At 66.5% G+C, this 19,757-nt stretch carries 17 protein-coding genes and 1 tRNA gene; 14 read left to right on the top strand and 4 right to left on the bottom strand.

Translation table 11 applies throughout. The annotated features are described in order from the left end of the window. Window positions 1-189 precede the first annotated feature (189 nt). From AC1DHX_RS17130 to AC1DHX_RS17155, 6 genes are all read left to right on the top strand, one after another. Window positions 190-264, top strand: a tRNA-Pro gene (locus AC1DHX_RS17130). A 68-nt stretch (window positions 265-332) separates the two neighbouring features. After that, window positions 333-1,727, top strand: coding sequence for a trigger factor (tig, locus tag AC1DHX_RS17135; protein WP_476858314.1), 1,395 nt, complete (start codon window positions 333-335; stop codon window positions 1,725-1,727). Window positions 1,728-2,035: 308 nt separating this feature from the next. Further along, window positions 2,036-2,674 (top strand): ATP-dependent Clp protease proteolytic subunit, encoded by a 639-nt coding sequence (locus AC1DHX_RS17140; protein WP_028277848.1) that lies wholly within the window; start codon window positions 2,036-2,038, stop codon window positions 2,672-2,674. Window positions 2,675-2,712: 38 nt separating this feature from the next. Further along, complete coding sequence (locus AC1DHX_RS17145; RefSeq protein WP_026266422.1) at window positions 2,713-3,372, top strand: ATP-dependent Clp protease proteolytic subunit; 660 nt, start codon at window positions 2,713-2,715, stop codon at window positions 3,370-3,372. 131 nt (window positions 3,373-3,503) lie between these two features. After that, window positions 3,504-4,787: an ATP-dependent Clp protease ATP-binding subunit ClpX gene (gene clpX / locus AC1DHX_RS17150; RefSeq protein WP_476856918.1), complete on the top strand. Its 1,284-nt coding sequence runs from the start codon at window positions 3,504-3,506 to the stop codon at window positions 4,785-4,787. A gap of 113 nt (window positions 4,788-4,900) precedes the next feature. Then, window positions 4,901-5,512, top strand: coding sequence for a mycothiol-dependent nitroreductase Rv2466c family protein (locus tag AC1DHX_RS17155; protein WP_476858752.1), 612 nt, complete (start codon window positions 4,901-4,903; stop codon window positions 5,510-5,512). 533 nt (window positions 5,513-6,045) lie between these two features. On the opposite strand, the gene AC1DHX_RS17160 is transcribed toward AC1DHX_RS17155, so the two are convergent. Then, window positions 6,046-6,192, bottom strand: a complete 147-nt coding sequence (locus AC1DHX_RS17160; RefSeq protein ID WP_155855732.1) for a hypothetical protein — start codon at window positions 6,190-6,192, stop codon at window positions 6,046-6,048. 1 nt (window position 6,193) lies between these two features. Then, the gene (locus AC1DHX_RS17165) at window positions 6,194-6,667 is read right to left on the bottom strand and encodes a DUF6325 family protein (protein ID WP_243177222.1); all 474 of its coding nucleotides are present in this window, start codon (window positions 6,665-6,667) and stop codon (window positions 6,194-6,196) included. A gap of 285 nt (window positions 6,668-6,952) precedes the next feature. Here AC1DHX_RS17165 and AC1DHX_RS17170 point away from each other — a divergent pair, with 285 nt between their 5' ends. Beyond that, the gene (locus tag AC1DHX_RS17170) at window positions 6,953-7,246 is read left to right on the top strand and encodes a putative quinol monooxygenase (protein ID WP_476858315.1); all 294 of its coding nucleotides are present in this window, start codon (window positions 6,953-6,955) and stop codon (window positions 7,244-7,246) included. 90 nt (window positions 7,247-7,336) lie between these two features. Here AC1DHX_RS17170 and valS read toward each other — a convergent pair whose 3' ends face one another. Further along, window positions 7,337-9,955 carry a valine--tRNA ligase gene (gene valS, locus AC1DHX_RS17175; RefSeq protein WP_476900280.1) on the bottom strand — a complete coding sequence of 873 codons (2,619 nt, stop codon included), beginning with the start codon at window positions 9,953-9,955 and terminating at the stop codon, window positions 7,337-7,339. Window positions 9,956-10,061: 106 nt separating this feature from the next. Here valS and AC1DHX_RS17180 point away from each other — a divergent pair, with 106 nt between their 5' ends. From AC1DHX_RS17180 to AC1DHX_RS17190, 3 genes are all read left to right on the top strand, one after another. Next, entirely contained in the window at window positions 10,062-10,451 is a 390-nt protein-coding gene (locus AC1DHX_RS17180; protein WP_476856916.1) for a DUF488 domain-containing protein, read from the top strand. A gap of 27 nt (window positions 10,452-10,478) precedes the next feature. Next, window positions 10,479-11,270 (top strand): SDR family oxidoreductase, encoded by a 792-nt coding sequence (locus AC1DHX_RS17185; RefSeq protein ID WP_223917446.1) that lies wholly within the window; start codon window positions 10,479-10,481, stop codon window positions 11,268-11,270. Window positions 11,271-11,442: 172 nt separating this feature from the next. Beyond that, window positions 11,443-12,522 carry a glycerophosphodiester phosphodiesterase gene (locus tag AC1DHX_RS17190; RefSeq protein ID WP_476900281.1) on the top strand — a complete coding sequence of 360 codons (1,080 nt, stop codon included), beginning with the start codon at window positions 11,443-11,445 and terminating at the stop codon, window positions 12,520-12,522. On the opposite strand, the gene AC1DHX_RS17195 is transcribed toward AC1DHX_RS17190, so the two are convergent. After that, complete coding sequence (locus tag AC1DHX_RS17195) at window positions 12,519-13,580, bottom strand: endonuclease/exonuclease/phosphatase family protein (protein WP_476858317.1); 1,062 nt, start codon at window positions 13,578-13,580, stop codon at window positions 12,519-12,521. The two genes, AC1DHX_RS17190 and AC1DHX_RS17195, sit on opposite strands and share 4 nt — an antisense overlap. A gap of 444 nt (window positions 13,581-14,024) precedes the next feature. Between AC1DHX_RS17195 and ileS the strand changes: the two genes are divergently transcribed. The 4 genes from ileS (at window position 14,025) to ndk (ending at window position 19,695) form a co-directional block, all read left to right on the top strand. Further along, window positions 14,025-17,387 carry an isoleucine--tRNA ligase gene (gene ileS / locus AC1DHX_RS17200; RefSeq protein WP_476900282.1) on the top strand — a complete coding sequence of 1,121 codons (3,363 nt, stop codon included), beginning with the start codon at window positions 14,025-14,027 and terminating at the stop codon, window positions 17,385-17,387. 3 nt (window positions 17,388-17,390) lie between these two features. Further along, window positions 17,391-18,749: a bifunctional folylpolyglutamate synthase/dihydrofolate synthase gene (locus tag AC1DHX_RS17205; RefSeq protein WP_476858318.1), complete on the top strand. Its 1,359-nt coding sequence runs from the start codon at window positions 17,391-17,393 to the stop codon at window positions 18,747-18,749. 3 nt (window positions 18,750-18,752) lie between these two features. After that, a complete protein-coding gene (locus AC1DHX_RS17210; protein ID WP_476856911.1) occupies window positions 18,753-19,208 on the top strand; it encodes a DUF4233 domain-containing protein in 456 nt (151 codons plus the stop codon). A gap of 73 nt (window positions 19,209-19,281) precedes the next feature. Further along, on the top strand, window positions 19,282-19,695 hold the full coding sequence (ndk, locus tag AC1DHX_RS17215; protein WP_018773361.1) for a nucleoside-diphosphate kinase: 414 nt from the start codon (window positions 19,282-19,284) through the stop codon (window positions 19,693-19,695). Window positions 19,696-19,757: the final 62 nt, after the last annotated feature.

Here is a 19,757-nt window from a genome sequence, read left to right on the forward strand (position 1 = left end):
AATCGAACCCGCGTAATCAGTTTGGAAGACTGAGGCTTTACCATTAAGCTACGTCCCCGGGATCTCACTGGAATTCCAGCAAAACTTCCGGGCGGCTGTTCAAGCCGGATACAACTAAACCCAATTCAAGGCCCCGGTGTCAAATGTGCAAATCGGCACAGTATGACCGTAGACTGTTCTGTGCACTTACGGGGTGTAGCTCAGCTTGGCTAGAGCGCCTGCTTTGGGAGCAGGAAGTCGCAGGTTCAAATCCTGTCACCCCGACTCTGCAAGCACTGCCAGCACGTGGCAATGCAGAACCCCATACCCCCCACACCAGGAGTACTTAGACTGTGAAGAGCGCTGTCGAGAACCTCACCCCCACGCGGGTCAAGCTCAATGTTGAGGTCCCCTTTGAGGAATTGAAGCCCAGCATCGCAGAGGCATACAAGACTGTTGCTTCGCAGATCCAGGTCCCCGGTTTCCGCAAGGGCAAGGTCCCCTCCAAGCTCATTGACCAGCGCGTTGGCCGCGGCTACGTCCTGGAGACGGCCATCAACGAAGGCCTCAACGGCTGGTACCAGGCCGCCGTGCAGGAAACCGGCATCCGCCCGCTGAGCCGTCCCGAGGTCGAGATCACCGAGGTTCCGGACCCGTCCGCCACCGACGGCGAGCTCAAGTTCCACGCCGAGGTTGACATCCGCCCCGAAATCGAACTGCCCGACTACGCAGGCATCAAGGTTGAGGTCGCCGCCGCCGAGTCCTCCGACGCCGACGTCGACAAGGCCCTGGACGAGCTCCGCGGCCGCTTCGGCACGCTGAAGTCCGTGGACCGCCCGGCCGCCGATGGCGACTTCCTGACGATCGACATCGCAGCCTCGATCGACGGCGCCGATGTTGACTCCGCTTCCGGCCTGTCCTACCAGGTTGGCGCCGGCACCATGCTCGAAGGCCTCGACGAGGCCGTCACCGGCCTCAGCGCCGACGAGGACGCCATCTTTGACACCACGCTGGTCGGCGGCGAGCACGCCGGCGAGTCCGCTCAGGTCAAGGTCACCGTCAAGGCCGTCAAGGAGCGCGAGCTCCCCGTCGCCGACGACGACTTCGCCCAGCTCGCCAGCGAATTCGACACCCTGGCCGAACTCCGTGAGGACCTCGCCAAGCAGGCCGTTGAGTCCAAGATTGTTGACCAGGGCGTCGAGGCCCGCGACAAGGTCCTGGACAAGCTCGTTGAGCTCGTCGAGGTTCCCGTCCCGGCGTCGATCGTCGAAGAGCAGCTCGAGCAGCACTTCAACGCCGAAAACGCCCACGGTGAAGGCGAGCACGACACCGAGGAGCACCGCGCCGAGGTCAAGGCCAACACCGAGCGCGCCTTCCAGAACGAAATCATCCTCGACGCCATCGCGGAGAAGGAAGAAGTCAACGTCAGCCAGAACGAGCTGATCGACTACATCGTCACCACCGCCAGCCAGTACGGCATGGACCCGAACCAGTTCGCCCAGATCATCGATCAGAGCGGCCAGGTGCCCATGATGGTTTCCGAGGTCCGCCGCCGCAAGGCACTGGCCGTCGTGCTGGGCCAGGCCGAGGTCACCGACTCCGAGGGCAACAAGGTTGACCTGAGCGACTTCGTACGCCCCGGCGACGAAGCCGCCCCCGCCGCCGAGACCGTTGAGGACGAAGCAGCTTCGGCAGAAGCCAGCACCGAGGCCACGCCGAGCGATGACCCCGCAGCAGTGAAGTTCTAGCAGTCACTGAGACTTAGAACAGTCGGCCCCCGGATCACCGATCCGGGGGCCGACTGTTTTAAGCCCCCGCCTGCGGCCATGCCCGCCCGGCACGGTCTGTTCGGGAGCCGGGAAGGGCCCGCATCCAGGACCCGGCGCGCGGGGTCCCGGCAATCGTGCGCCGTCAGCGAACAGCCCGGCGCCAGCGAACAAAGCGGGCGTGAAAACGGTTAGTGTCGCTGTAGGAAAGTTCAGTGATGTCGTCCAGTGGCGTCACCGTCGCCAGCGAGAGGTAAGTACATATGTCACAGCAAGCAGGGACACCCCGGATGGCCACGGTCGATCCGGCAGCCCAGGATAACTACATTTACAACCGCCTGCTGAAAGAGCGCATCATCTGGCTCGGCTCCGAGGTCCGCGACGATAACGCCAACGCGATCTGCTCCCAGCTGCTGCTGCTCTCGGCGGAGAATCCTGAAAGGGACATCTACCTTTACATCAACTCACCCGGCGGCTCCGTCACCGCCGGCATGGCCATCTACGACACCATGCAGTTCATCCCGAACGATGTTGTCACGGTYGCCACCGGCCTCGCCGCGTCCATGGGCCAGTTCCTGCTCTCCTCCGGCACCAAGGGCAAGCGCTACGCCACCCCCAACGCCCGCATCCTCATGCACCAGCCCTCCGGCGGCATCGGCGGCACGGCGTCGGACATCAAGATCCAGGCCGAGCTGATCCTGCACATGAAGAAAGTCATGGCCGAGCTGACCGCGGACCAGACCGGCCAGAGTGTGGACACCATCCTCAAGGACAACGACCGCGACAAGTGGTTCACGGCCCCGGAAGCCCTCGAATACGGCTTCTTCGACAAGATCGCCGCACACGCCGGATCCGTGGCAGGCGGCGGCGGAACCAACGCCAACGGCTCCGGGAACAGCGGCGGCGCTGCGACAGCCACCGAGAACTGACCGGCAGGTAGACAGCAATGAATTCAGGAGCAATGAACATGAACTACAACTTCGGTTCGACTGCCGGCAACCTGCCGAGCAGCCGCTACGTGCTGCCCCAGTTCGAAGAGCGCACCCCCTACGGCTTCAAGCGCCAGGACCCGTACACCAAGCTGTTCGAGGACCGCATCATCTTCCTCGGCGTCCAGGTCGACGACGCCTCGGCCGACGACGTCATGGCCCAGCTGCTGGTGCTCGAGTCCACCGACCCGGACCGCGACATCACGCTCTACATCAACTCGCCTGGCGGTTCCTTCACCGCCATGACCGCGATCTACGACACCATGACGTACATCCGGCCCGAGATCCAGACCGTCTGCCTCGGCCAGGCGGCCAGCGCCGCCGCCGTGCTGCTCGCGGCCGGCACGCCGGGCAAGCGCCTCGCACTGCCGAACGCCCGCGTACTGATCCACCAGCCTTCGCTGTCCGGCGGACAGGGCGGGCAGGCCTCGGACCTCGAGATCCAGGCCGCCGAGGTCATGCGCATGCGCTCCTGGCTCGAGGACACGCTGGCCAAGCACTCCGGCCGGACGCCGGAACAGGTCAACAACGACATCGAGCGGGACAAGATCCTCACGGCCGCCGAGGCCATGCAGTACGGCCTCATTGACCAGGTCCTCGATTCCCGCAAGATCAAGCCCCAGGCAATCGCGCGCTAATCAGCAATCCGCGGCGCCGGTGCGGCATTTTTACTTGGCCGCACCGGCGTCCGCTTTCCACCCAACGGGCCCAAAGTGACCTAGAGTGGAACATGTCACAGCCAGCAGCAAGCTACTAAAGGGGTTCACACATGGCTCGGATTGGCGAGAGCACAGATCTGCTGAAGTGTTCTTTCTGCGGAAAGAGCCAGAAGCAGGTCCGCAAGCTCATTGCCGGGCCCGGCGTCTACATCTGCGACGAGTGCATCGAACTCTGCAACGAGATCATCGAAGAGGAACTCGCGGAAGTAGCTGACCTGGGCAGTTTCGAGTTGCCCAAGCCCCGCGAAATCTTTGATTTCCTGCAGGAATACGTGATTGGCCAGGAACCCGCCAAGCGTTCGCTCGCCGTCGCGGTGTACAACCACTACAAGCGGATCCAGGCCGGCCACGCGCCGAAGAGCGGCAGCCTCGCCGACGGCGTGCACCACGACGACGTCGAGATCGCCAAGTCCAACATCCTGCTGATCGGACCCACCGGCTGCGGCAAGACCTATCTGGCCCAAACCCTCGCCCGCCGCCTCAACGTCCCGTTCGCSGTCGCSGACGCCACGGCCCTGACCGARGCCGGCTAYGTCGGYGAGGACGTTGAGAACATCCTCCTCAARCTCATCCAGGCCGCCGACTACGACGTCAAGAAGGCCGAGCAGGGCATCATCTACATCGATGAGATCGACAAGATCTCACGCAAGAGCGAAAACCCGTCCATCACCCGGGACGTCTCGGGCGAGGGCGTACAGCAGGCGCTCCTGAAAATCCTCGAGGGCACGGTGGCCTCGGTCCCGCCGCAGGGCGGACGCAAGCACCCGCACCAGGAATTCATCCAGATCGACACCACCAACGTGCTCTTCATCGTGGCCGGCGCCTTCGCGGGGCTCGAGGACATCATCGGTTCGCGGTCCGGGCGCAAGGGCATCGGATTCGGCGCCCCGCTCAACGAGGTCAAGAACACCACGGATTCCTACGGCGAGGTCATGCCGGAAGACCTGCTCAAGTTCGGGCTGATCCCGGAGTTCATCGGCCGGCTGCCCGTCATCACCACCGTCTCCAACCTGGACCGCGCCGCGCTCATCCAGATCCTCTCGACGCCGAAGAATGCCCTCGTCAAGCAGTACCAGAAGATGTTCCAGCTCGACGGCGTCGAGCTCATCTTCGAGGACGAGGCCCTCAACACCATTGCCGACCAGGCGCTGGAGCGCGGCACCGGGGCCCGGGGGCTGCGCGCCATCATGGAGGAAGTCCTGCTCCCGGTCATGTTCGACCTCCCCAGCCGCGACGACGTCGCCAGCGTCGTGATCACCGAAGAGGTCGTGACCAAGAAGGCGACGCCCACGATGATCGCCCACGACGAGGTCAAACGGCGCAAATCCGCCTGATCCGGAATATTAACGCGGCCAAGGTCGCTGTAATTTTTAGCGCGCCGTGTGCGTGATCCGCCCCGGCGCTTTCCCCGCAGACTTCCCTAAGGAGAACACCTGTGTCTGAAACCATGACCAACAAAGCCGACTTCTGGTTCGACCCGATGTGCCCCTTCGCCTGGGTCACCTCCCGCTGGATCGGTGAAGTCGAAGAAGTCCGCGACATCAAGACCGAGTGGCATGTCATGAGCCTCGCCGTGCTCAATGAGGGCCGCGAGGAACTGCCCGAGCAGTACCGCGAGTTCATGAAGAAGGCGTGGGCTCCGGTCCGCGTCATCACCGCCGCCGCTGAACAGCACGGTGCCGAATTCATCAAGGCGCTCTATGACTCCATGGGCACCAAGATCCACAACGAAGGCATCAAGGACATTGACGAGGTCATCGCCAAGTCGCTGGCCGAGGCCGGACTGCCGGCCGAGCTTGCCGCCGCGGGCCAGAGCGACGAATTCGATGCAAAGCTGCGCGCCAGCCACGAGGCAGGCATCTCGCTGGTCGGACAGGACGTGGGCACACCCGTCGTCGCCTTCAACGGCACGGCCTTCTTCGGCCCGGTCCTGACGCGCATCCCGCGCGGCGAGGAAGCAGGACAGATCTGGGACGCCACGGTGACCCTGGCATCCTTCCCGTACTTCTTCGAAATCAAGCGCAGCCGTACCGAAAGCCCGGTCTTTAACGAGGCCTGAACACGCCGGGCCGGGCCGCTGCCCGGCCTCCCGGGAGCCCCGGCAGAACTACTCCGATGTAGTTCTGCCGGGGCTCTTGTGCACAGCAGGCCGGAGGACAACAATGGAACTTACCCACTTCGAAAGAAGAGGGACGCAGGAACCAAAGATTCAGTGACACTCATCCGACGCAGCCTTCGGCAAAGTCAGATGATGGCTACCAGTGACGAGGTAGGAAGACCTGAAAGTCTAAGGATCCCGCCAGATTGTCTATGACGTCACGTGACAATCGAAAAGTCGAAGCCCCACCAACGGCTAACGCTGATGGGGCTTCCCCTTTGCCCAAAAACACTTTGCTTTGCCCAAAAACACCTTGCCCAAAAACAGTGCGGTCCAAAGCAGTGTGACCAAATTCGTCAGATCGCCGTCCACGGGCGCTTCCGGGGTGCAGAGCGGGCATTGTTCAGGTGCGCACGACCCGGGAGGAGTCATGCGCACCTGCGGGTGCCCGGGGCCGGCTCCGCGTTGTCAGTCGCGGGGGTCAGCCGCGGGTGTTAGTCGCGGCGGTCTTCCCGGCGGTCGCCGCGGTCGTCACGGCGGTCTTCCCGCCGGTCGCCGCGACGGTTGATTCCGTGGGCGACGACAACGGCCCCGCCGACGGCGGCTGCGGTCCTGCGTCTGCGTCGTGCTGCCAGTGGCATGTCAGGCTCCTTCTATCGCTTCTTCAGGGGACTGGTCTTCGGCGTCGGCCTGGAAGGCGGCGATGACGGCCTGGGTCGGGATCCGGCCGCTGGCCACGAGTTGGCCGCCGGCCTTGCGGACCGCCGTCCCGAACGGGGCCGCCCACAGGTTCTCCCAGACGAGCACCGCGGCGGAGTGGCCGGGCGCGATCGTCTCGGCCAGGTCCATGACATCCTGCTCAGAGAGCACCATGGCCAGGTCGGCCTCGGCCGTGCGCACCTCGCCGAGCTCGCTCGGGTCCAGATCGGAGATCTCCGCCGTCTCGAGAGTGCCGTCCTCCATCTTCCTCAGGAACACCATGTCGAGCACCCTGACGAGGTCACGCTGGACCAGGTCCTCCAGGAATGGGGCGATCTGGCCCTTGCCGAAATCGGGTCCGGGGAATTCAACGACGATCCAGTCGACCGGCCCCAGTTCATCGAGTGTCTCAGTCATGCGTATGACCTCCGCTTCTTCTTGGGGTTCGAGGCGATCCGACGGACCGCTGCACCTTCATTCTGTGCCCCCGGTGAGGTGCGGCGCCTCACCCGTGCCGGGTGACCTCACGCCTCAGCGGTAGATCTGCTTGAGCTGCCCCGGGTTCCGGGCCGAAGGAACAAGCCCGGCGGCCCGGCTGTTGCTTCCAATGACGGGGCAGCGGTCCCCGTGCCGTGATCTCCGGGCAACCCGCCCGGTTGTACCCGGTTTTGTCCTGTCCCCACCTGCGAACATTGGAGCGCCATGCCCGTTACAGCCCATCTCGACTTGAACGTCAAAGCCGAAGCCCTGCCCACGGCGCCCGCGGTGCTCCGCGATATTCTCTCCGATCCGCGCGCCTTTGACGGCTGCCTCGGGGTCGACGTGCTGGTCGACAGCGCGGATCCGGCGCATTTTCTCGTGGTCGAACAGTGGGTATCGATGGAACACGACGCCGCCTATCGCGCCTGGCGCGCAGGCGACGGCGCTAGCGGGCTGGCAGAACTCCTGGCCGCCCCGCCGGTGCTGACGCACTTCGAGACGTCCTTCGCGGTCTGAGCCTCCCCGCGACGCCGAAGGGGCCCCGCCGGATCAGAATTGCTTCTCTGAACCGGGCCGAGGGCCCCTTCGTGTTGTTTCCGCCGGAGACTACGCCTGGACGGGCGGCTCGGCAGGTGCCAGCACGACGTCGCTGACGGCCAGTTCACCCTCGCCGGCGACAAGCGCCAGTTCACGGGCGTTGGCCGCGGCCTTGAGGTCGGCGAGGCCGGCCTTGAGCTGGGTCGTGAGGGATTCCGAGGCCGTGATCGTCGCGGACAGCACCTCGGTGCGCTGCTTGACCTTGGCCTCGGACTTGGCCTTGCGAATGCCGCTGAGCGCGGTGCCGACCGTGGCCAGGAGGGTAGTGTCGCCGTCGACCGCGATGGCGGAGGGCCACTGGGCGCGGTGCACGGAACCGGTGCGCCACCAGCTCCAGACTTCCTCCGTGGCGAACGGCAGGAACGGCGCGAAGAGCCGCAGGAGGGTGTCCAGGCTCGTCGCGAGGGCGGCCAGCACGGATGCCTGCTGCTCCTCGCCTGCCGCACCGTAGGCACGGTCCTTGATGAGTTCCACGTAGTCGTCGGTGAAGTTCCAGAAGAAGCTCTCGGTGATCTGCAGCGCCCGGGCGTAGTCGTAGCCCTCGAATGCCTTGGTCGCCTGCTCGACGACGTCGGCGAGCTGGGCCAGGACTGCCCGGTCTAAGGGGTTGCTCAGCACGGACAGGTCGCCGGAGACGACCGAGTCCTCGGTGGCGCCCAGGTTCAGGACGAACTTGGAGGCGTTGAGCAGCTTGATGGCCAGACGGCGGCCGATCTTCATCTGCGCGATCTCGTAGGCGGTGTCCGCGCCGAGCTTGGCCGAGGCAGCCCAGTAGCGCACGGCGTCGGAGCCGTACTCCTCCAGCACATCCGTGGGCACAATGACGTTGCCCTTGGACTTGGACATCTTCTTCCGGTCCGGGTCCAGGATCCAGCCGGAGATGGCCGCGTGCTTCCACGGTGCGGTCTTCTGCAGCGCGTCGGCGCGGACGGCGGAGGAGAACAGCCAGGTCCGGATGATGTCATGGCCCTGCGGGCGCACGTCGAAGGGGTAGACCTTGGCGAAGAGCGCCTCGTCGGTGCTCCAGCCGCCCACAATCTGGGGCGTCAGGGAGGACGTGGCCCAGGTGTCGAGGACGTCCGCGTCGCCGGTGAAGCCGCCGGGCACGTCGCGCTGGGCTTCCTCGTAGCCGGGGGCCGCATCTGCCGCGGGGTCCACGGGCAGCTGCGCGTCCGACGGGAYGATCGGTGCGTCGTATTCGGGGTTGCCGTCGGCATCCAGGGGGTACCAGACCGGTACCGGCACGCCGAAGAAGCGCTGGCGGGACACGAGCCAGTCGCCGTTGAGCCCCGAGATCCAGTTCTCGTAGCGGGAGCGCATGAAGGCGGGGTGGAACTCGATCTCGTTGCCGCGGCCGATCAGCCGTTCGCGCCGGTCCTCGTCGCGTCCGCCGTTGCGGATGTACCACTGGCGTGAGGTGACGACCTCGAGGGGCTTGTCGCCCTTCTCGAAGAAGTTCACCGGGTGCATGATCTTCTTGGGCTCGCCGTCAAGCAGTTCCGCGGCGGCCAGGAGCTCCACCACGGACTCCTTGGCACTGAACACCGTTTTGCCGGCGATGGCCGCGAAGTTGGCGCGGCCTTCTTCGGTGGTGATCCACTCCGGGGTCTCGCCGATGATGCGGCCGTCGCGGCCCACGATCGCGCGGGTGGGCAGCTGCAGTTCGCGCCACCAGGTGACGTCGGTGAGGTCGCCGAAGGTGCAGACCATGGCGACGCCGGAGCCCTTGTCTGCCTTGGCCAGCGGGTGGGCCTTGACCTCTACCTCGACACCGAACAGGGGAGAGGTGACCTTCTTGCCGAACAGCGGCTTGTAGCGCTCGTCGTCGGGGTTGGCCACGAGCGCGGCGCAGGCGGCCAGCAGCTCGGGGCGGGTGGTTTCGATGWAGATCTTTTCGCCGTYTTCRGTRAAGAASGGGTAGCGGTAGTAGGCGCCRGCRACTTCGCGGTCYTCRAGCTCSGCCTGGGCCACGGCGGTGCGGAACGTGACATCCCACAGGGTGGGGGCCTCGGCCATGTACGCGTCGCCTGCGGCCAGGTTGGCCAGGAAAGCGCGCTGCGAGATGGCGCGGGACTTGTCATCGATCGTCCGGTAGGTCAGATCCCAGTCCACGGACAGGCCCAGGGTCTGGAACAGGTGCTCGAAGACCTTCTCGTCCTCGACCGCGAGCTCCTCGCACAGCTCGATGAAGTTCTTGCGGGAGATGACGTCGAAGTCGCGCTGGTTCTTGGCGGGCTCGGCCGGGGGGCGGTAGCCGGCGTCGTAGGCGATCGCGGGATCGCAGCGCACCCCGTAGTAGTTCTGCACGCGGCGCTCGGTGGGCAGGCCGTTGTCGTCCCAGCCCATGGGGTAGAAGACGTTCTTGCCGGTCATGCGCTGATAGCGCGCCAGGACGTCGGTCTGGGTGTAGGAGAACATGTGTCCCACGTGGAGGGATCCCGATGCCGTGGGCGGGGGAGTGTCGATCGAGTAGACCTGCTCCCGGGTGGTGTCCGGGTTGAACTTGTAGGTCCCTTCGCCAAGCCAGCGCTGCGTAAGCGCCTCTTCCAGCCCCTCCAGGGCGGGCTTGTCCGGAACGTTGATGGGGGCGGTGGTGGGCGTGTCTGTACCCTGATTGTCTTCAGCCATGGGCCAATTCTTCCACTAACTCCCATCCCCTGATGTACGGGATGCGGCCGGCGGCGGGATCTCCGGGTGTGGGCGCCGCCCAAGTAACGTGAAGTAGCATGCGCAGATGGGCAATTCTCAGGGTAATTCTGCCGGAACCTTCGTGATCAAGCGCATCTACGACGACCCTTCCGACGACGACGGCTGCCGGGTCCTGGTGGACCGGCTCTGGCCCCGCGGAGTCAGCAAGGAACGGGCCCACCTGGAGCTCTGGCTCAAGGACGTGGCACCGTCTGCACCGCTGCGCAAGGAATTCGGGCACATGCAGGAACGGTTCGCGGACTTCCGGGCGGCCTACGAAGCCGAGCTCGAGGGCAACCCGGCCGTGCAGACGCTGTACGGACTCGCGGCGGAGCACGGGAAAGTGACGCTGCTGTTCGGTGCACGGGACCCGGAGACCAACCATGCCCGGGTGCTGCAGGAGTTCCTGGAGCACGGCAGCAGCAGCAGGAAATGAGCCCGGCATTGCCGTTACTGTGGTGCCATGACTGAGGGAATCGACAACAACACACAAGAATTCACTGCAGCAGGAGCCAAAGCAGCAGTAGTCACCGGCGCCAGCACCGGAATCGGCGAGGCCACGGTGCGTGCGCTCCGCAAGGAAGGCTGGACCGTGTTCGCCGTCGCCCGCCGTGCCGACCGGCTCGAAGCGCTCGCCGCCGAAACCGGCGCCGTCGCCCTTCCCGCCGATGTGACCGACGACGCCGATGTGGCCCGGCTGCTCGATGAGGTGACCCGCGCCGGCGGCATCGACACGCTGATCAACATCGCCGGTGGTGCCCGCGGCGCCGACAAGGTCGCCGGGGCCAAAACCGAGGACTGGGAATGGATGTTCCAGGTCAACGTGCTGGGCAGCATGAAGCTGATCCGCGCGTTCCTGCCCATGCTGCGTGCCTGCGGCGAGGGAACCGTGCTGAACCTGACCTCCACGGCCGGGCTCGCGGCCTATGAGGGCGGCGGCGGCTACAACGCGGCCAAGTTCGCCCAGCACGCCCTGACCGGCGCCCTGCGGCTCGAAGAGGCCGAGCACAACCTCCGCGTGATCGAGGTGGCCCCCGGGCTGGTGCAGACCGAGGAATTCGCCCTGAACCGCCTCGGCGACCAGGACGCGGCGGCCAAGGTGTACCAGGGAGTCGAGAAGCCACTGACCGCCGAGGACGTGGCCGATGTGGTCCGCTACGCCGTCGTCGCGCCGCACCACATCAACCTGGACCAGATCGTGATCCGCCCGGTGGCGCAGGCGGCCAACTACAAGCTGATCCGCAAGAACCAGTAGGGCGGGGCCAGGAGCGGGGCCAAGGGCGGGGCAAGGGGCCGGGACATCCGGCTGCGACACCTGACGTTCACCGAGGCGTGGGGCGCAGGTCAGGCTGCGCTGGTCCGGAGTTGGCCGGGGTTGGGCAAGGTGGCGCATGCAACTGCACACCACCAGAGTGGAGAACTTTCCCATGCGAACCCCGACGAAGCTCGGCGCTGCCGTACTCAGCGCAGCCCTGCTCCTCGCCGCCGCTGCCCAGGCAAACGCCGCCCAGGCAAACGCCGCCGAGGCCCACGCGGCCGACACGAACCCCAACAGCCAGGGCAACCACTTTGACCTCGAGGCCCATCGAGGCGGCATCGGCTTGACTGTCGAGTCAACCCTGGCGTCCTTCGCCAAGGGGATCGAGACCGGCGTCTCCACCCTCGAACTGGACCTCCAGATCACCAAGGACGGCCACGAGGTCATCACCCACGACCGCAAGATCAGCGGCCAGAAGTGCCTGGATACGGCTCCTGTCACGCCGAACGACCCACAGTTCCCCTACGTGGGCARRTACATCAAGGACCTGACSTTCGCGCAGGTCCGCAGCCTGGACTGCGGCACCCTCACGCTGCCCCAGTTCCCGGGCCAGGCGGCCTCGCCGGGCGCCAAGATGCCCACGCTGGCCGAGGTCTTCGCCCTGGCGGACTCGCACCGCGCCAGCCAGGTGAAGTTCAACATCGAAACCAAGGTCGAGGCAGGGGCGCCGCAGGAAACGGCCCCGCGGGAGCAGTTCGTCGACGTCGCGCTCCGCGAAATCAAGGCCGCCCACATGCAGAGCCGCGTCTCAATCGAGAGTTTCGACTGGGGCTCACTGCGCCTGGTCCAGCAGCGCGATCCCCAGATCCGCACCGTGGCCCTGACCAACAAGGACTTCCTCCAGGCAGGCCAGCCCGGCAAGTCGCCGTGGCTGGGCGGCATCGACGCCGATGACTTCGGCGGTGACCTCGTCGCCGCAGCCTCGTCCCTGGGCTTCGACGCCATCTCTCCCGTGCACGGCACGCCGCAGGACGGCGCCGTGACGGATCCGGGCTATGTTCCCTACGTCACCGCCGACATGGTCCGCCGTGCCCATGCGGCAGGCATGCAGGTCATTCCGTGGACCGTTGATGACAAGCCCACCATGCGGGCGCTCATCGGTGCCGGCGTGGACGGGCTGATCACGGATTACCCGGACCGGCTCCGGGACGTGATGGCCGAGTCCGGCATGAAACTGCCGCGCAGCTAGTCCGCCGCGGGGACGGACAACGTGGCCAGGACCGCCGCGTGGTCCGTCCCGGCCACCGGCAGCACGGCATAGCCGCTGCTGCCCACCTGCGGGCTGGTCACGATGTGGTCGATCACCACGCCCGGCAGCGGGGGCCCGGCCATCGGCCAGGTCGGAACCAGCCGTGCCAGGGCGGCGGCGCCCGCGTCGACGCGGGGGCCGCCGGGCCCGGTGCCGTCAGGGCCCTGAAGGATCTGGCGGAACTCGGCGTGGTCGAGGGTGGCGTTGAAGTCGCCCAGCAGCAGCATGCTGCCGGGACGGGCGGCAAGGCGGCCCAGGGCAGCCAATTCACTCCGCCACTGCCCGGCCCGGCCCCACACCGGAGCCTTGGTGTGCACGTTGGTCACGGTGAGGGGGGCCGGCCGGCCGCCGGCGTCGAGCTCCAGCTGCACCGTTGGCATGTGGAAGGCGGAACCGTCCACGGAGTCCACCGGAATGATCGGGCGTGAGGAGTACACGGCGCCGCCGCCCGCGCCGTCCCTCGAGCGGCTGATCCGGTGCGGAAGCAGCGCGTCCAGCCCCTCCGCGTCCAGCCGTTTTTCCAGGTCCGGGGAGAGTTCCTGGACGGCGAGCAGCCCGACACCGTTTTCACGCACCAGCCGGACAACTTCCGCGGCGTCCGCCTGGCCTTTCCAGGCGTTGAGGCTCATGACCGTAAGTTCCGCCGTCGCCGCCGGGGCTGTGGACTGTGCCTGCCCCGTGCTCCGTTGCTCGCCAGGCAGCGAATCCGCCTGCCGGGGCAGAAGCCTGTCCGCCACCCGGTCCGGCGGGAACAGCCACAGCAGCTGGAGGGCCAGGAGGGCGCCGGCCGGGAGGGCCGCCCAGGGACGCCGCCCCGGCAGCGCGAGCAGGAGGGCCGCGCCCGCAGGGAGCGCGAACCAGGGCGTGAAGGCCACGAGCTGGACCACCGGGGCCGGCCAGGGCCCCGGGACCGCCCGGAAGATGGATACCACCGCAACGGGCGCGGCGCAGAGGACAGAGGACACCTGCCACCGGCGGCTGGCGCTGCGGCGCTTCACGGGTAGGCCCGGGGCGGCCGGGGGACGGTCATGGCATGAGTCTATGCAGTCGGACCGCCGGCGTCGCCCCTCACAGCGGAGTTAGTAGCTGTGAAATGCAGTCGCACTGCCCGTCACTGCAGCGGGGCAGTGAAACGCACTATTTTCTCCGGTACCATCGACGTAGCAGCTTTGACCCGGCCATCACCGGTGAGCTTCCGGAAGAACACCCTCGCGTGAGGTGGAGATTTAGTCGCCACGGTGCGTGCACGGGCCAGTAGAACCGGACGGGTAAGCCCGTCACAGCAGTAATGAGCGGCCGACGCCGGTGCAGAACCTTTCGCGAAGGGGAGCGGACCGGTGGCGGTAAGTGAGGTGGTACCGCGGTCCGTGGTGTCGGAAGACAACAGGGCCGTCCTCGCATCCTGAATGCATGTGTTCACCAGCTCAACCCAGGATGTCGAGATGACTTATTACCCCAAGGCCTCCGCCACAGGCGCCGGCTCCACCACCTCTGCGTCAAACGCGGCTTCCAACGCAGTTTCCAACACCTCCGGTGTGTCTGCCTCCGTGAAGTTCCCGGAGATCGAAGAGCGCATCCTCAAATACTGGGACCAGGACGGCACCTTCCAGGCGAGCATCGACCAGCGGGATGCTGGTCAGGACGGGTCCAACGAGTTCGTCTTCTACGACGGCCCGCCCTTCGCCAACGGCCTGCCGCACTACGGCCACCTCCTGACCGGCTACGCCAAAGACCTCGTGGGCCGCTACCAGACCCAGCGCGGCCGCCGCGTGGAGCGCCGCTTCGGCTGGGACACCCACGGCCTGCCCGCCGAGCTGGAAGCCATGAAGCAGTTGGGCATGACGGACAAGACCCAGATCGAGGCCATGGGCATCGACAAGTTCAACGACGCCTGCCGCGCCTCCGTCATGAAGTACGCCGACGAATGGAAGAGCTACGTCACCCGCCAGGCGCGCTGGGTGGACTTCGAAAACGACTATAAGACGCTCAACGTCGAGTACATGGAGTCCGTGCTCTGGGCCTTCAAGCAGCTGCACGAAAAAGGCCTGACCTACAACGGCTACCGCGTCCTGCCGTACTGCTGGAAGGACGAGACGCCGCTGTCCAACCATGAGCTGCGCATGGACGACGACGTCTACAAGAACCGCCAGGACCAGACCGTCACGGTCACGYTCCCCATCACGGCAGGGGACTCGGAGCTGTCCAGGCAGCTCGCCGGGGTACAGGCACTTGCCTGGACCACCACGCCCTGGACGCTGCCCACCAACCTGGCGCTCGCCGTCGGGCCCGACATCAGCTACGTGGTCCTGCCTGCCGGCCCGCACGGGATCAAGGCCGCGGCGGCCGACGCCCCCGTCACGGGCAGCTTCCTGCTGGCCGCGGACCTCCTGGCCGCCTACGCCAAGGACCTCGGCTACGGCGACGGGGCCGAGGGTGCCGCCGCCGCGGAAGCCGCGATCACCTCCCGCCACACCGGCGCCGAGCTCAACGGCTTGAGCTATGAGCCGCTCTGGGACTACTTCCACGACGCCGAAAAGTACGGCACCGAGAACGCCTGGCGCTTCCTCGTGGCCGACTATGTCACCACCACCGACGGCACCGRCATCGTCCACCAGGCCCCCGCTTACGGCGAAGACGACCAGAAGATCTGTGAAGAGGCCGGCATCCCCGTTGTCCTCTCGGTCGACGAAGGCGCAAAGTTCCTGCCGCTCTTCGGCCACGGCGACCTCGCCGAAATCGCCGGGCTGCAGGTATTCGAGGCCAACAAGCCCATCACCCAGGTGCTCCGCGCCCAGGGCCGCCTGGTCCGCCAGGCCAGCTACGAGCACAGCTACCCGCACTGCTGGCGCTGCCGCAACCCGCTGATCTACCGCGCCGTGTCCTCCTGGTACGTCGAGGTCACCAAGTTCAAGGACCGCATGTCCGAGCTCAACCAGGACATCAACTGGATCCCGGGCAACGTCAAGGACGGCCAGTTCGGCAAGTGGCTCGCCAACGCCCGCGACTGGTCCATCAGCCGCAACCGYTACTGGGGCAGCCCCATCCCCGTCTGGCAGTCCACCGACCCGGACTACCCGCGCACCGACGTCTACGGCTCCCTGGCCGAGATCGAGGCCGACTTCGGCCGCCTGCCGCTGAACAAGGCCGGCCAGGTGGACCTGCACCGGCCGTTCATCGACGAGCTCACCCGCCCGAACCCGGATGACCCCCGCACTCCGGAAGAAGGCCAGTCCGTGATGCGCCGCGTCGAGGACGTCCTGGACGTCTGGTTCGACTCCGGTTCCATGCCCTACGGCCAGGTCCACTACCCGTTCCAGAACGAGGAATGGTTCGACACGCACAACCCGGCGGACTTCATCGTCGAGTACATCGGCCAGACCCGCGGCTGGTTCTACATGCTGCACATCCTTTCCACCGCGCTGTTCGACCGTCCGGCCTTCCGCAACGTCATCAGCCACGGCATCGTGCTGGGTTCGGACGGGCAGAAGATGTCCAAGAGCCTGCGCAACTACCCGGACGTCTCCGAGGTCCTGGACCGCGACGGCTCCGACGCCATGCGCTGGTTCCTGATGTCCAGCCCGATCCTGCGCGGCGGCAACCTCGTGGTCACCGAGCAGGGCATCCGCGACGGCGTCCGCCAGGTCATCCTGCCGCTGTGGAACGTTTACAGTTTCTTCACGCTGTACACGAACGCGGCAGATGGCGGGCGCGGGTACGACGCGAAGCTCCGCTACGACGGCTACGCCGACACCCTGGACCAGTACCTCATGGCCAACACCGGGGACCTGGTCCGGAACATGACCGCCCAGCTGGACAGCTACGACATCTCCGGCGCCTGCGACGAGCTGCGCAGCTACCTGGACATGCTCACCAACTGGTACGTCCGCCGCAGCCGCCAGCGCTTCTTCGACGAGAGTGTGGACGCCTTCGACGCGCTCTACACCGCGCTGGAGACCGTCACCCGCGTGGCCGCCTCTCTGCTGCCGCTGATCTCCGAGGAGATCTGGCGCGGCCTCACCGGCGGGCGTTCCGTGCACCTGGCCGACTGGCCGGATGCCGGACTGTTCCCGGCCAACCCGGGCCTGGTCGAGGCGATGGACCGGGTGCAGCAGATCTGCTCCACCGGCTCCTCGCTGCGCAAGGCCGCGAACCTGCGCGTGCGCCTGCCGCTGCAGGAACTCACGGTCGTGGCACCGGGCGCGGACGCGCTGGGCGGCTTCGCCGCCGTCGTCGCCGATGAACTGAACCTGCGCTCGGTCCGCCTGCTGGACGCCGAGAGCGCCTCCCCGGAGGAGTTCGGCATCGAGCAGAAGCTCGTGGTCAATGCCCGGGCCGCCGGCCCGCGCCTGGGCAAGAACGTCCAGCAGGCCATCAAGGGCTCCAAGTCCGGCGACTGGTCGGTCAGCGACGCCGGGGTGGTCACCGCCGGCGGCCTCGACCTCGAACCGCAGGAGTACACCCTGGAAACCGTCGTGGCCGAGGCCGCGGAAGGCGAAGGCTCACGCGCGGCCGCCGTGCTTCCCGGCGGCGGCTTCGTGGTCCTCAACACCGAGGTCACCCCGGAGCTGGAGGCCGAGGGCCTGGCCCGTGACATGGTCCGCGCCATCCAGCAGGCCCGCAAGGACGCCGGACTCAATGTCAGCGACCGGATCAGCACGTCCGTCACGGCGAAGCAGGACGTCGTCGAGGCGCTGCTGGCCAACGCGGAGCTGGTCAAGACCGAAACCCTGACCGTCGAGCTGGAAACCCTGGCGGCCGACATCAAGGACCCACAGGTCAGCGTTGCCAAGAAAGTTGGAGCCTAAACCATGACCGATGAATTCTCCGTTGAAAGCGTCTACGCCGAGCTCCTGGGCCGGGCGCCGGAAAACAAAATGGAGCCGCGGCTCGCCCCGCTGCACCGGGCCATGGAAATCCTGGGGGAGCCGAACAAGGCGTTCCCGATCATCCACGTCACCGGCACCAACGGCAAGACCTCCACGGCCCGGATGATCGAGGCCGGGCTKCGYGCCCACGGCCTGAGCACCGGCCGCTACACGAGCCCGCACCTGTCCAAGGTCACCGAGCGGATCAGCATCGACGGCGCCCCGGTGCCGGATGAGACGTTCGTCCGGATCTGGGACGAGATCCGTCCCTACCTGCAGATCGTGGACGGCGAACTCGAGGCGGCGGGCCAGCCCCGGCTGACCTACTTCGAGTGCCTGACCATCCTGGGCTTCGCGGTCTTCGCTGACCAGCCGGTCAACGTCGCCGTGATCGAAGTGGGCCTGGGCGGCATCACCGACGCCACGAACGTCGGCGATGGCCAGGTGGCCGTCATCACCCCGATCTCGCTGGACCACACCGATCTGCTGGGCGACACCACCGGGGACATCGCCTACGAGAAGGCCGGCATCATCAAGCCCGGCAGCTTCCTCATCAGCGCGGCGCAGCCGGTCGACGCGGCCCAGGTCCTGCTGGAAAAGGCCAAAGAGGTCAACGTGCCGTTCCGCTTCGAGGGCGTGGAGTTCGGCGTCGAATCCCGCACCGTCGCGGTCGGCGGCCAGATGGTCACCATCCAGGGCATCGCCGGACGCTACGAGGACCTGCTGGTGCCGCTGCACGGCGCGCACCAGGCCGAGAACGCCGCCGTCGCCATTGCCGCGCTGGAAGCGTTCTTTGGCGGGGAAAAGGCGATCGACGCCGAGATCCTGCAGGAGGCCTTCGCCTCCGTCACCTCCCCGGGTCGGCTTGAGGTGGTCCGCACCGCGCCGACCATCATCGTGGACGCGGCCCACAACCCGGAGGGCATCCGGGTCTCCGCCGAGGCCATCCACGAGGCCTTCAACTTCACCAAGCTGGTGGTGGTGGTCGGCGTGCTGCGGGAGAAGGACGCCGAGGAGATCCTGCGCCAGCTCAAGGAATCCCTGGGCGGCCTCGCCACCGAATACTGCTTCACCCAGTCCAACTCGCCCCGGGCCGTCCCGGCCGAGGACCTGGCCGAAATCGCGGTTGACCTGGGCTTCGGCGAGGAGAACATCCACGTCGCCGGGAAGCTCGATGATGCCCTCGAATGGGCCGTGGAACGGGCCGAAGCCGATGACGAGCCCGCCGGCGGGGTCCTCGTGACCGGTTCCATCACGCTCGTCGCGGACGCCCGGATCCTGCTCGGAAAGGCGGACGCTTAAGCGATGGCGAAGCTCACCAAAGCCCAACGCGAATGGCGCCCGGGCATGCCCAAAAAACGACGGTCGACGAAGGTCATGTTCGCCTCCACGGTCCTGCTGCTGGAAGCGTTCGTGGTGCTCTTCGGCACACTGGCCGTCTTTGGACTGCACCGGAACGAATACCCTGCGGCCCTGGTCTTCTCGGTCGGGATCGGCCTGTGCCTGGTCTTCGTCTTCACCTGCGCTGTCCTCTCGAAGCCGTGGGGAGTGGCCCTGGGCTGGGTCCTGCAGCTCGTGCTGATCCTGGGCGGCATCGTGGAACCGGCGATGTACCTCGTCGGCGCGCTCTTCGCCGTGGCGTGGTGGTACGGGATCCGGACCGGCATCCGGATTGACCGGGAAGCTGCCCAGCGGGAGCGCGAGCAAGCTGACTGGGATGCGGCCCACCCCCAGGGCCCCGCGCCGGGAAAGAGCGCCTGAACCTCCATCCCGGGCACCTGGCCCGAACCCCGTAGACTTGACCCAAATCCCACCCCAACACATTGGAGCAGCTGTGAGCATTGAGCGCACCCTCGTCCTGATCAAGCCCGACGGCGTCGCCCGCAACCTGTCCGGCGCCATCCTGAGCCGGATCGAAGCCAAGGGCTACACCCTGGCCGAGCTCAAGAAAGTCGACGCAAGCCGCGAACTGCTGGAGCAGCACTACGAGGAGCACGTCGGCAAGCCGTTCTACGAGCCGCTGGTTGAGTTCATGCTCAGCGGCCCCGTGGTCGCCGCGATCTTCGAGGGCCACCGCGTGATCGAGGGCTTCCGCACCCTCGCCGGCACCACGGACCCGACGACGGCGGCGCCCGGTACCATCCGCGGCGACTTCGGCCGCGACTGGGGCCTGAAGGTCCAGCAGAACCTGGTCCACGGCTCGGATTCGGCGGAATCCGCCGAGCGCGAGATCAAGATCTGGTTCTAGCCCGAATTTCGGGACGCCCTCCGCCAGCGAGGGGACGGTTAAGGCCAATGTTCGTACCGGAC

It is taken from the genome of Arthrobacter sp. 05N33_2, assembly GCF_056397425.1.